At 41.8% G+C, this 12,147-nt stretch carries 12 protein-coding genes; 8 read left to right on the top strand and 4 right to left on the bottom strand.

Annotation, left to right across the window (positions count from 1 at the left end):
- Positions 1-20 precede the first annotated feature (20 nt).
- On the bottom strand, positions 21-911 hold the full coding sequence (locus tag HMPREF9706_RS01875; RefSeq protein ID WP_006907665.1) for a fructose bisphosphate aldolase: 891 nt from the start codon (positions 909-911) through the stop codon (positions 21-23).
- Between the two features lie 58 nt (positions 912-969).
- Complete coding sequence (locus tag HMPREF9706_RS01870; RefSeq protein ID WP_006907664.1) at positions 970-1,542, bottom strand: 5-formyltetrahydrofolate cyclo-ligase; 573 nt, start codon at positions 1,540-1,542, stop codon at positions 970-972.
- Between the two features lie 187 nt (positions 1,543-1,729).
- Here HMPREF9706_RS01870 and HMPREF9706_RS01865 point away from each other — a divergent pair, with 187 nt between their 5' ends.
- Positions 1,730-2,407: a uracil-DNA glycosylase gene (locus HMPREF9706_RS01865; RefSeq protein WP_006907663.1), complete on the top strand. Its 678-nt coding sequence runs from the start codon at positions 1,730-1,732 to the stop codon at positions 2,405-2,407.
- A gap of 55 nt (positions 2,408-2,462) precedes the next feature.
- Here HMPREF9706_RS01865 and HMPREF9706_RS01860 read toward each other — a convergent pair whose 3' ends face one another.
- On the bottom strand, positions 2,463-3,383 hold the full coding sequence (locus tag HMPREF9706_RS01860; protein WP_006907662.1) for a LysR family transcriptional regulator: 921 nt from the start codon (positions 3,381-3,383) through the stop codon (positions 2,463-2,465).
- 182 nt (positions 3,384-3,565) lie between these two features.
- Between HMPREF9706_RS01860 and HMPREF9706_RS01855 the strand changes: the two genes are divergently transcribed.
- Together HMPREF9706_RS01855 and apgM are read left to right on the top strand one after the other, a co-directional pair.
- The gene (locus HMPREF9706_RS01855) at positions 3,566-5,011 is read left to right on the top strand and encodes an SLC13 family permease (RefSeq protein ID WP_006907661.1); all 1,446 of its coding nucleotides are present in this window, start codon (positions 3,566-3,568) and stop codon (positions 5,009-5,011) included.
- A 12-nt stretch (positions 5,012-5,023) separates the two neighbouring features.
- A complete protein-coding gene (gene apgM / locus HMPREF9706_RS01850; protein WP_006907660.1) occupies positions 5,024-6,262 on the top strand; it encodes a 2,3-bisphosphoglycerate-independent phosphoglycerate mutase in 1,239 nt (412 codons plus the stop codon).
- Between the two features lie 72 nt (positions 6,263-6,334).
- Here the strand turns inward: apgM and HMPREF9706_RS01845 are convergent, their stop codons facing one another.
- Complete coding sequence (locus HMPREF9706_RS01845) at positions 6,335-6,994, bottom strand: CPBP family intramembrane glutamic endopeptidase (RefSeq protein ID WP_006907659.1); 660 nt, start codon at positions 6,992-6,994, stop codon at positions 6,335-6,337.
- 89 nt (positions 6,995-7,083) lie between these two features.
- Here HMPREF9706_RS01845 and HMPREF9706_RS01840 point away from each other — a divergent pair, with 89 nt between their 5' ends.
- The 5 genes from HMPREF9706_RS01840 (at position 7,084) to HMPREF9706_RS01820 (ending at position 12,030) form a co-directional block, all read left to right on the top strand.
- Positions 7,084-8,979, top strand: coding sequence for an ABC-F family ATP-binding cassette domain-containing protein (locus tag HMPREF9706_RS01840; protein ID WP_006907658.1), 1,896 nt, complete (start codon positions 7,084-7,086; stop codon positions 8,977-8,979).
- Between the two features lie 14 nt (positions 8,980-8,993).
- Positions 8,994-9,491, top strand: coding sequence for a dihydrofolate reductase (locus HMPREF9706_RS01835; RefSeq protein WP_006907657.1), 498 nt, complete (start codon positions 8,994-8,996; stop codon positions 9,489-9,491).
- Positions 9,492-9,569: 78 nt separating this feature from the next.
- Positions 9,570-9,782 carry a YozE family protein gene (locus tag HMPREF9706_RS01830; RefSeq protein ID WP_006907656.1) on the top strand — a complete coding sequence of 71 codons (213 nt, stop codon included), beginning with the start codon at positions 9,570-9,572 and terminating at the stop codon, positions 9,780-9,782.
- 24 nt (positions 9,783-9,806) lie between these two features.
- Positions 9,807-10,529, top strand: a complete 723-nt coding sequence (deoD, locus tag HMPREF9706_RS01825) for a purine-nucleoside phosphorylase (protein WP_006907655.1) — start codon at positions 9,807-9,809, stop codon at positions 10,527-10,529.
- A 10-nt stretch (positions 10,530-10,539) separates the two neighbouring features.
- Entirely contained in the window at positions 10,540-12,030 is a 1,491-nt protein-coding gene (locus HMPREF9706_RS01820; RefSeq protein ID WP_006907654.1) for a S41 family peptidase, read from the top strand.
- The last annotated feature ends 117 nt before the right edge of the window (positions 12,031-12,147 follow it).

Here is a 12,147-nt window from a genome sequence, read left to right as displayed (position 1 = left end):
GTCGCAGTTTTCTTAATGAATTATTTATTGGCAGAAGCATCATAAATGCCGTCGATGGCATGAGAGAGGCTTTCATTGAAAGCTTCTTCACTTTGATCGGCTCTTAAGTCTTGGGCCAATGCTCTAGAGAAGGAAGCGATCACGCCTGGTGTTTGTTTTAATTTTTGGTTGGCTTCATCTGTTGAATAACCGCCAGATAGGGCAACCACTCGAATCATTTGAGGATGGTTAATAATTTCTTGGTAGATATCTGCTTGAGTTGGAATGGTAATCTTTAGCATGACATATTGGTCTTTATCTAATTGATTAAGGCCGGCTAAAATTTCTTCGGCAAGCTTAGCTTCGATTTTTTCTTTATCTTCCGCGTGAATATTGACCTCTGGTTCGAGAATAGGAACTAAGCCTTTAGCGATAATTTGTTTGCCCACTTGGAATTGTTGGTCAACGATAGCCTTGATGCCAGCTTCATTATAAGCTAGGATATTTGACCGCATCTTGGTTCCGAAGATATGACGTTCTTTAGCACGGTCTAATAGTTGATCGAGTTGGGTTAGTTCTTTCATTAATTGAACGCCATTAGCTTCAGGGGCTAAGCCTTGGTCTACCTTCACAAAAGGAACAACGCCTTTTTCTTCCCAGAGGTAATCAGCAGTATATTTACCATCGATTTGACGATCCATTGTCTGTTCGAAGAGAATCGCGCCGATCACTTTATCTTGTTTAAAGGCAGGGGCTTTAATGATGCGTGTGCGCATTTGGTGAACGAGATCAAACATCTCATCCTCATTCGCATACTGGTCTTCATTGATACCATAAGCTTTAAGGGCTTTGGGGGTTGAACCACCGGATTGGTCCAGGGCAGCAATAAAGCCTTTAGCATTCTTCATTTGTTCAAATTGTTCTTGGTTCATAGTCATTCTCCTTTGTTATACTAGTCTAATGATAGCGTTTTAGAAGCACTTTTGCAAGTTAATCCTTGCTTCTTAAATCAATCGTTCCTTCTTCAGTAATCACAACATCAACGGTTTGGTCATGATCTTCAGTAGGAATTTCTTCCGACTGTAATTTGGCAAAATAAGGAAGGATTACAGGGACATTTTTGGCTCTTAGCAGAAAGCGGTCATAGAAGCCACCTCCGTAGCCGATCCGCTGTCCTTGATTATTGCATGAAACACAGGGCATAATAATTAAATCAAGGTCTTGGGGATCAATGATGGGAGAATCTGCTAGGGGCTCTGGGATGCCAAATTTAGAAACTTGATAAGTGGAGTCAGGAGTAATCACATGAGCTTCCATCTGCCGTTTAGGATAGACACGGGGAACGGTCATTGTTTTACCCAATTTCCAGCCTTCTTCAATGATGGGACGACTATCCATCTCTTCTTCGGTTGAGGTATAGATGAGGACGGATTTGGCTGCTTTAAAAAGGGGCAAGTCAAAGACTTGTTGGTAGATTTTGTTTTGGGCTTTCTGCCGATACGCTTGACTTAATTGTTGACGTTTCTTAAAAATAACCTGTCTGAGTTCATTCTTACTAATCATATAGTCGCCTCCTTTTGGATACCTTTATTATATCAGTTTGTTTAGAAAATTAAATCCTTATACAAATCTTTACGAAGTCTACTGAGGCTTAAAGTCTAAATGCTAACGGATCCTTTGCATGTGGCTTGTTGCTTAGTGTAATATTCGATACACTATGAAGGATAAAAAAGTGATCAGGAGGAAGAATATGTATCAGCTAGCTCATTTTTCGGTGGTGGCGAGTGATTGGGCGAAAGCCATTGAAGCTTATTATGACCTCAAACAGTTAGATCATATTGAGAATCAGTTACTAGAACTCAGTCAACAACAAACGATTTACCCACCCAGTCATCAGGTTTATCAAGCTCTCACTTTGACCCCTTTTTCTCAGGTGAGAGTGGTTATTATTGGTCAAGATCCTTATCATGGACCAGATCAAGCGAATGGCTTAGCCTTTTCGGTGAATCCGGGTCAAAAGCTACCACCATCCTTACGCAATATTTTTCAAGAGTTAGCTCAGGATCTAGGCCAACCGTTTCGTCAGTCAGGGGATTTAAGTGACTGGGCCAAGCAGGGGGTCCTATTATTGAATCGAACTTTGACGGTTGCTAAGGGACAGGCTAATTCTCATCAGGGGTTGGGTTGGAAGGCATTGACCCGGGCAATTGTGCAAAGTCTCAACCAGGCAGATCCAGGTATTGTCTTTCTATTATGGGGAAATCCAGCTCAAGCATTGATTCCAGATATTGACCAGACCAAACATCAAATCTTCACCTCTTCACACCCCTCACCTTTATCCGCTTATCGATCTTTCTTTGGCTCGCGACCTTTTAGTCGCGTCAATCATTATCTCATTCAGCAAGGCAAAACACCGATTCAATGGTGATTCATCAAAAATGAAGAGAGAGTCTCATTAGGGATCTAGGGGACTCTCTCTTTATTTATGGTTCTTGAATGGGATTTGCCAGGATTCGGGGATGATTTTCTTTTAGAAAATGGATTAGGTGAGCCTGGTAGGGCGCTAGTTTTTGTGGAAAGAGGCAAATAACCTCTCGGTATAATTGCACATCTTCAATCTCTAGCGTATGGATGGTATCCTGAAATTGATTTTTCTCTAAGGCGAGCTGTGATACGATCGCGACTCCTAATCCATAACTAACAGCCGATAGAATGGTATTTTGATGGTTGATAGCCTGCATTTTTTCGACTTTAAAATCAGGATCGACAGCTTTAATTTGTTTGACGATGTGATGGTATAGCGCACTGTCACGCCCTTTGACGATAAAGGTTTCATTTTTTAAGTCACAAAGACGGACCTTGGTCTGAGTCTTTAATCGATGATTTTTAGGAACTGCCAACATAAAGTGATCGCTCCCTAAAAGGTAAGAATCAAAGAGTTGGCGGTCATAGGGGATGTAGCCAGAGACAATAGCTAGGTCGATCTTGCTTTGATTGAGCTGGTCGACCGTTTCTTGAGAGTGATTTATCTGGATATGGATGGTTTGATCGGGGTAAAACTGTTGGTATTGATGAATTAAAGGAGCCAAGAGGTGTTCACCATAAAGGCTGGTTGAACCAATCGTCAGAGCCTTGTGGTGAGGATTACTTTCTTGACTGATCGCATTCATGCCTTGATGGTAGAGGCCCATCATCTTTTGAGCGTAGTCGTAAAAGATCTTTCCTTCATGAGATAACTGAGTTCCTTTGGCAGTTCGTTCAAAGAGCGGAGCTCCAATCTGTTCTTCTAATTTTTTAATTTTTTTAGATACTGAGGATTGACTGGTATAGTTTTGTTCAGCAACCTCTGAAAAGCTCTCATACTCAGCGAGCATTAGGAAGAGTTTGATCCATTCAAAATCCACACGGAACACTCCTTTCAAAAATATCAGGGACCGTTTTCTTATTTAGAATACCATGTAAAGCTATGAAAACCCATTCTACTTTGGAATGTTGCTATTCTAAAGATCAATTGTAGTCGATATTGATAAGGATTACACTAGGGTTAGATATCGATATTAAATACTAATTATATAAGGAGTTTGCTATGAACGAGATGACAAAAGAAAAGAAACAGTCTCTTAGTTGGTTAATCGTGGCATTGCTTTGCGGGGCCGTTCTTTATTTCTTTCCCGGATTTCCGGGAATGTCGGTCGAAGGGCAAAAGAGTTTAGCGATTTTTGTTTTCGCCTTAATTCTATGGATTGGTAAACCAATTCCGATTTACTTAACATCGATTGGCGTGGTCTTGCTACTTCCTATGGTTGGGGCGGTTGAAAGTCAGAAGGTTGCCTTTGGGACTTTAGGATACGATATTATTTGGCTGATGGTTGCAGCCATGGTATTGTCTTCAGCAATTAGTGAGACCAATCTAGGTAAGCGGATCGCCTTGAGTCTGGTGACTCGATTCGGATCGACACCACGTCGTACATTAGCCGTTTTAATTGCCGTTAATTTTATTTTAGCTTTTTTTGTACCTTCAACAACGGCTCGGGCATCACTCTTAGTTCCGATTGTATTAGTTTTACTGGAAGTTTACAAGGCGATTCCTGGTGAATCACAATTTGGTCGTTTGGCTTGTTTACAAGGAGTTCAAACTAATGCCTTTGCAACGTCGATGGTAATGACCGCTACTTCCGCTCAAGTTATTGCAATTGGCTTCATTAAAGAATTCACGGGGCAAGAGATCGGCTACATGACTTGGTTATTATCTTCCTTGCCTCAGGCAATCTTAGCAGCGGTCTTAATGTTCTTTATTGGTTTGCGAGTATATTCTTTCAAGGAAGAATTAACCACTGACCAATCTAATCAAGAAGTTCAATCGATTTTAACAGGACAATTACGAGATTTAGGTCCGCTATCTTCCGCTGAGAAAAGGGCGGCAGGAATCTTCCTTCTAACATTATTCTTGTGGGCAACGGGAGATTATCAAGAGCAATTTTTAGGTTTTGAGATTTCCACTGAGCAGACGGCGGTATTGGCCATGTTCCTATGCTTGATGCCTAAGATAGGTGTTCTAACCTGGAAACAAGCTAAGATTAAATGGGACTTGATGGTATTCTCTGCGGGAGCCTATGCCGCTGGAAATGCATTGAACGATTCTGGAGGGGCCACTTGGTTGATTGAACATCTCGTAGCCGCCTTAAAACTAAACCAGTTAAGTCCATCATTAGTAGCGATTTTATTAATTTTTGTCACGGTCTTTAGTCATTTAATATTCACGAGTAAGACGGTTCGAACAACAATTCTTATTCCAGCCATTATTAGTTTAGCTCAAAATTTAGGGATGGATCCTGTTCAATTAGCCTTAGCTTGTTCGTTTGGCATTGCAGCAACGATTTGCTTGCCACCGCATTCTAAGGTGAATACTCTTTACTTTTCAACCGGCTATTTCTCTGTTTTAGATGAATTGAAATTCGGTCTAATAGGGTGTACAGTGGTGTCCCTCTGTATTTGTTTGGTTTACTTCTTCTGGTTACCAATTATCTTGTAGAGGAGGGACTTTATGAAACAACGAAAAATCATCATTGCGATTGCGGATGGGGTTGGTGATCGGCCGATTAAAGCCCTTGAAGGTTTGACACCTCTTCAACTGGCCAAAGCGCCACACTTGGATAGAATCGCTCGTGAAGGCGTGACTGGTATGATGGATCCTCTTTTCCCGGGGATTCCTGTAGGTACCGATATGGGTCATCTTATTCTTTTTGGGAATGATCCTAAACTTTATCCAGGAAGAGGGCCGATTGAAGCTGCTGGTGTGGGTCTAACGCTTCAGGCGGGAGATATTGCTTTTCGCTGTAACTTTGCTTACCGAGATGCAAACGGCATTATCGTCGATCGTCGTGCAGGACGTATTCGTCAAGGAACTCAAGAGATCGCTCAGGAATTGGAAGGTTTAATGGTAGAAGATGTTGAGGTTCATTTTAGTCCAGCAACAGAACACCGCGCGGTCTTAGTTTTAAGTGGTCCGGGTCTTTCACCAGCCGTGAGTGATACAGATCCTAAAGCCCCCAATGATGGGGTCGCATATAAGCCTGCTCAGGCTTTAGAGGATAGTCCATCCGCCCGTAAGACAGCTCGTATCCTGAATCAGGTATTAGAAATTGCTTATGAACGATTTTCTAGTCACCCCGTCAATCTTGACCGACAAGCAGCTGGTCTTTATCCCGCTAATTTTATCATTACTAGGGGCGCGGGCATGATGACGGATTTCCAACCTTTGTGTCAGGAATTTGGTTATCAAGCAGCCGTTGTGGCGCGTGAAGACACTGTGTTGGGAATGGGACGTTTGAGTGCTATGACTGTCATCACGGATGATCGGCTTACCGGTAATGTCGATACTGATCCAGAACTCAAGGCAGACCTGGCGTTACAAGCCTTGAAAACACATGATTTAGTCTATGCACATATCAAGGCACCGGATGTGATGGGACATGATAATCAACCCTTGGGCAAGATCCAGGCGATTGAAGTCTTTGATCGGATGGTAGGGCGTATTTTAGCTGGTCTTGATGATCAAACTTATATTGCCTTAGTAGCTGACCATTCTACCCCTTGTGAAAAGGGCGAACATAGCGGAGAACCTGTCCCTATTGCTGTTTGGGGCCCTAGTATACGTCAAGATATGGTGAGTCATTATGATGAGATAGACTGTAGTCGAGGTGGTTTAGGTCGCTTGACAGGTCGTGAATTCTTATTCAGTTTACTTGATTTAGCGAATTGGGTTAAAAAGCAAGGCAACTAATTAAATCCTCCTCAATAAAAGCCAACCACTAACTGCTATAAAAAGCATATAAGTGGTTGGCTTTTCTGAGTTTTAAGGCAGGAAGGAAAGTAGTAGCGCTGCAATGAGATTATTTAAGCCATGAAAGGCCATCGAAGCAATGACATTCTCCTGATAATGTCGGTAAAAATAAACGATGATGGCGGCCATCGGTAAATAAATTACAAAGTCTGCCCAGTGCATCATATGAGCTAATGTAAATAGAATGACCGAGACAAAGGTCATGATATTGATCCATTTTTTGGATTGAAAACTTCCAATCAAAGCTTGACGAAAGACCAATTCCTCCACAAAAGGAGCAAATAGGACAGTCATGAAGAAAGTCATTATATAGGGGGTTGATTGGGCAATTTGATTGATAATCTCTTGATTTTGTCCCAATAGATTAGGATCTACAAAAAGACCTATAATCTGCATAGAGATAATTCGAATAACCAACATGGCAAAATAGAGTTTCAAGAATTGCTTGGGGAATAATTGACGGAAGTTTTGTGCCTTCAAGTCTAACCATTGTTTTTTTAATTCATCTTTGTAGAGTAGGTATGCAATGATCATGGTTAATAGTTGACATAAGACAAGCAGATAGAGGGACCGTTGTCCTTGATTCATCCAAGTAAGCCGACTCAGGGCTACTGGAATGCCCATATTGAGTAGTAAGTAGCTAATAATTAAAGTTAAAGCTTGTTTTTTCATGAGAACCTCCCAATAAATTGAAATATTTAGTATATAATAGAGTATAGTTTAAGCATTAAATGAATACAAATATAAAGCAAGGAGTTTTTATGAAAGAACTAAAAATTGAAAAGCTCTCTAAATCTTATGGCATTAAAACCCTGATTGATCAGGTTGACTTTGCCGTTCGAACCGGGGACCGGATTGGCTTGATTGGGCCTAATGGCACTGGTAAATCTACTTTTTTAAAGGTGATTGCGGGTATTGAAAGTTATGATGCGGGAGAGATTAGTAAGCCTAACCAATACACGATCGCTTATTTAGGACAAAAGAATCACTTGAATCCAGACTTGACGATTCGAGAGACTGTCTACCAATCTAAAGATCCTTTAATTCAATTATTGTTAGAATATCAGTCAGCTCAAGTTGCTTTGGAAAAAGATCCGCAAAACCCGAAGTTACAAGACCGATTAACTCATTTGGGTGAAGCGATGACCCATCAAGGAGCCTGGGAAATTGAAGTCAAGGCTAAGACCATCTTGTCGCAACTTCAAATTACGGACCTTGACCAAAAACTAGGCCAATGTTCAGGGGGGCAACAAAAGCGGGTAGCCTTAGCACAAGTCTTGATGACTCAAGCTGATTTATTGATTCTAGATGAACCAACCAACCACTTAGATATTGATTCGATTCTTTGGCTAGAAAAATTCTTAGCCAATTATCCTGGCGCCCTATTGATCGTAACTCATGACCGTTATTTTTTGGAACGATCGGTCAATAAGATTGTGGAACTGAGTAACGGACGAATTCGAGAATACGAGGGGAATTATGAAGCTTACCTAACCCAGAAGAGTGAACAGGACGCCATTGAAGCACGTACGGCGCATAAGCGGCAACGATTTTATGAACGAGAATTGGCTTGGATGCGTCAAGGTGCCCAAGCGCGTTCAACCAAGCAACAAGCACGGGTTGATCGTTTTCATGAATTAAAGGACCAATTAGCTCAAAAACAGACGCCGCAAGCAGATTTGTCCATGGATTTTGGCCAGCAGCGGATGGGTAATCAGGTTTTGGAATTGGATGGGGTGGATTTAAGGGTAGCGGATCATCAAATTATTAAGGATTTTACCAAGACTTTTGTCAAGGGAGATCGTTTGGGGGTCGTAGGAGCTAATGGGGTTGGAAAGTCAAGTTTCTTAAACTTATTGGCGGGTTATCTTACACTTGATGCGGGAGAATACCGTATCGGTCAGACGGTTTCCATCGCCTATTATCGTCAATTAGATCAGGACTTACCGCATGATATGCGGGTTTTGGCCTATCTGACTCAATTGGCAGATCAATTCAAACGACCTGATGGTTCCAAAGTTTCAGCTTCGCTTTTGTTAGAGCAGTTTAACTTTGCCAAGGAGAGTCATGGCTTATTGATTGGCCAACTTTCAGGAGGAGAGCGTCGGCGGCTCTATTTATTGACCCTGCTGGTTCAAGAGCCTAATGTTTTGCTTCTAGATGAGCCCACCAATGACTTAGATATTCAAACTCTATCTAGTTTGGAAGAATATTTGGAAAGTTTCCAAGGTTTGGTCATTATTGTCTCCCACGATCGTTATTTCTTGGATAAGACGGTCGACCAGATCCTAGAATTACAAGGCCAAGGTCAGAGTCAATTTTTCTGGGGAAATTATTCTGACTTTTTGGCCAAAAAATCAAGCAATTCATCCAATGGCAAGGCCTCAAGTAAAGCGGTGACTGAGAAGGACTTGCCGCAGCCTCAAGCTACTAGTAAGAAGCAACGAATGACCTATCACGAGAAGAAAGAGTGGCAAGTTCTGCCTCAAGCCATTGAAAAGTGCGAACAAAAGATTGAAGAAGTCGAAGACTTGATGCAGGAGGCCGGCAGTGATGCAGACCGACTCATGGATTTACAGACAGAATTAGAGGAGACGGAAGCTCAATTATTGGAATATTATGAACGTTATGACTATCTCAGTGACTTGGAACAATAAGAGGAGGAAACATGATGATCACATTTGTTTATGCTCAGGATTTAAAGGGGGCAATTGGCTATCGAAATGATCTACCTTGGCATCTCCCCAATGATCTTAAATTTTTTAAGAAAGTCACCATGGGACATACGACTCTAATGGGGCGCAATACTTTTGAGTCGATGAATCGCCGCTTGTTACCCGGACGACAATCGGTGGTTTTAACCTCTGATTTAAATTATTGTCAAGAGATTGAAGGATTAACTTGTGTCCATTCAATTGATCAAGTCCTTGAATTAGCTGAAGATCAAGAGTTGATGGTGATCGGTGGGGCGGGTGTTTTCAAGCAATTGTTTGACCATGCGGATAAAATAATTCGTACTGTGATTGAAGCAGAATTTGAAGCGGATACCTATATGCCAAAGATTGATGAAAGCCTGTTTGAACGGGTGAATGTAGAAGAGGGTGTAATGGACGAAAAAAATCCTTATGCTCACCGTTATGAAAGCTGGCTTAGAAAAGCATCGAAATAAAATGTGGAAGAGATTACGCATTTTAGCGGGAACATGCTATAATAAGTAAAAATCAAAAGCCTGCAAAGGAGTGAAGGATTGACATTTTATAATTTTATAAAACGCTTTGTAGATGAGGGAGCGGATGATCCGCGGAGTCGCTTGGCGAACACCATTGTTAAAGATACCGCTTTTCCCAAGCAGTCTGATGATTTTGAGGAGATATCTGATTATCTAGAGAAGAGCTCGCTCTATAGCAAGTTGCTTAGCCATTTTGATCAGGCTTGGCAGGATTATCAGTACCATTCATAATTTTACATAGAAGGAGACGATTTTATGACAACACATATTAATGCCAAAAAAGGAGATATTGCTCCATACGTTCTATTTCCGGGAGACCCTTTGAGAGCAAAGTATATTGCTGAGAACTATTTAGAAGATGTTCATTGTTATAATGAAGTGCGCAATATGTTTGGATTTACTGGAACCTATAAGGGGCTTCCAATTTCGGTTCAAGGGTCTGGGATGGGAATCCCTTCGGCCATGATTTATGCGGAAGAATTATATACAGGGTTTGATGTCCAAGCGATTATTCGAGTAGGCTCTGCAGGTGCCCTACAAGAATCAATTCATGTGCGTGATTTGGTTCTAGGTCAAGGAGCAACGACGGATTCATCTTGCCTACGTAATATTTTCAATCAACAAGTCTCTTTTTCAGCCATCAGTGACTTCCAATTATTGGACAAAGCTTACCATATTGCTCTAGACCAAGGAAAAGCTAAAGTCCACGTTGGAAACTTGCTATCCAGTGACCGCTTCTACAACGAAGAAATAGACAAGAAAAAATTAGCCCGTTATGGCATGTTAGCCGTTGAAATGGAAGCGGCCGGTCTTTATGCTGTCGCTGCTAAACATCAACGTAAGGCCTTGGCTTTATGTACGATATCAGACCATGCTGTTACTAAAGAACAAACGACCGCCCAAGAACGGGAACAGACCTTTACGGATATGATGGAAGTAGCCCTTGAAACCTTCTATCAAACGGCGCAGGCCGATTAAGAAGTTGACTATGTCAAAACAAGGACACACTTCAAAAAGCACTACTAAAGCCTATCGTTCTAAGCAGCTTTTTATGGGGACGGTGGCGATACTCGCATTGATTATTTTTTTGTGGGGGCAAGGCCCTAATTCGATCGAAAGTCGTCAACCGTCACTCAAGAGTGCGACTCAAATCGAAGAAAAGGAGTCCAAAGACGCCTTAAGTCAAGCGGATTTAGCCAAATTCCAAGCAGTTTATCAGGCTATTCAGTCGAGTTATATTGAGGATATCGATAAGAAAGAGCTAATCCAAGGGGCACTTAAAGGCATGGTTGGTGCGACCCAAGATCCTTTTTCAGAATACTTGACCCCTGAAGAAACTCAGCCATTAGATGATTCGATGGATGGTTCTTTTACTGGAATTGGTGTTCAATTTACGATTAAAGAAGGCAAAGTAACGGTTATTGCTCCGATTGATAAGACGCCGGCTCAAGAGGCGGGTATCTTAGCCAATGATATCTTTATCGCTGTCGATGGGAAGAAACTCGAAGGACTCGATACGCAAGCTGTGGTTCAATTGATTCGAGGTAAGGCCGGCAGTTCTCTAACGCTCACTGTTCAACGTGGGGACAGTCAGTTTGATGTGGACTTAGTGCGGGCTGAGATTCCTTTAACGACCGTTGAAGGTAAGTTAGATCCGACTGATAAGGAGGTTGGCTATCTCAAGATTAGTCAATTTGCTTCAACAACTTATGAGGAACTCGTAGACCAATTGGATCAATTACGCACGCAAGGAGCCAAACGCTTTATCTTTGACTTACGCTATAACCCAGGTGGTTTATTACCGACCGCCTTGTCAGTAACCAACCTCTTTATGGAGAATGGTCAGGTTTTGATGCAAGTTCAAGAAAAAGATAAGCAAGCGATGCCGTATTTTGCTAATGATAATGAATATGGCAAGGAAAAGGTGACAGAGCCTTATGTGGTCTTAGTGGATGAGGGGTCCGCTTCAGCCAGTGAGATTCTAGCAGTTGCTATCTCTGAAAACACGGATCGTCCGTTAGTCGGTACGACAACCTTTGGTAAGGGGACTGTCCAAACAGTTTCAGAATTAAGTGATTATGGTGAGCTTAAGTTAACCATTGCTAAGTGGTTAAGTCCAGAAGGTCATTGGATTCATAAGAAAGGGGTAAAGCCGGACAAGCAAGTAGAACGTCCAGCGGTGGCAAAGGCGATCACCCTCGATAGCAAGACTCCGCTTAAGAAAGGAGATGCTTCCGCCCAGGTTCAATCGGCTTCCTTGATGCTAGATGCCCTAGGTTATGACCTAGCTGAGACAAGTTATTATGATGAAAAGATGGAAGCAGCGGTTAAAGCCTTTCAAAAAGATCAAGGATTGGAAGTCACTGGACAGGTTCAAGGGCAAACAAGTGAACGACTCATGGACCTAACCCGTGATTATCTCAAAGAGCACGATCCTCAATACCAAGCCGCTCTAGACCTCGTCAAACAAGAAAAATAATAGAGTGAGACCATGATTGGTCTTCTAAATTATTGAATTTTTATGAATAAGAGGCTAAGACATCGTTGTCCTAGCCTCTCTTATGTTAGAACTGATTTGCTGATCTAATACAAAGAA

Origin of the sequence: Facklamia hominis CCUG 36813 (genome assembly GCF_000301035.1) — a bacterium.
In the GTDB taxonomy this organism is placed as follows: Bacteria; Bacillota; Bacilli; order Lactobacillales; family Aerococcaceae; genus Facklamia; species Facklamia hominis.
Note: the sequence above shows the minus strand (reverse complement) of the source record. Positions and strands in the feature narration are given on the sequence as shown.

Bases quoted from the DNA above. Each gene is read 5' to 3' on its own strand.
- apgM (WP_006907660.1), top strand. From the start codon at position 5,024: ATGAAACAACGAAAAATCATCATTGCGATTGCGGATGGGGTTGGTGAT.
- HMPREF9706_RS01845 (WP_006907659.1), bottom strand. From the start codon at position 6,994: ATGAAAAAACAAGCTTTAACTTTAATTATTAGCTACTTACTACTCAAT.
- HMPREF9706_RS01840 (WP_006907658.1), top strand. From the start codon at position 7,084: ATGAAAGAACTAAAAATTGAAAAGCTCTCTAAATCTTATGGCATTAAA.
- HMPREF9706_RS01865 (WP_006907663.1), top strand. From the start codon at position 1,730: ATGTATCAGCTAGCTCATTTTTCGGTGGTGGCGAGTGATTGGGCGAAA.
- HMPREF9706_RS01875 (WP_006907665.1), bottom strand. From the start codon at position 911: ATGAACCAAGAACAATTTGAACAAATGAAGAATGCTAAAGGCTTTATT.
- deoD (WP_006907655.1), top strand. From the start codon at position 9,807: ATGACAACACATATTAATGCCAAAAAAGGAGATATTGCTCCATACGTT.
- HMPREF9706_RS01870 (WP_006907664.1), bottom strand. From the start codon at position 1,542: ATGATTAGTAAGAATGAACTCAGACAGGTTATTTTTAAGAAACGTCAA.
- HMPREF9706_RS01835 (WP_006907657.1), top strand. From the start codon at position 8,994: ATGATCACATTTGTTTATGCTCAGGATTTAAAGGGGGCAATTGGCTAT.
- HMPREF9706_RS01855 (WP_006907661.1), top strand. From the start codon at position 3,566: ATGAACGAGATGACAAAAGAAAAGAAACAGTCTCTTAGTTGGTTAATC.
- HMPREF9706_RS01820 (WP_006907654.1), top strand. From the start codon at position 10,540: ATGTCAAAACAAGGACACACTTCAAAAAGCACTACTAAAGCCTATCGT.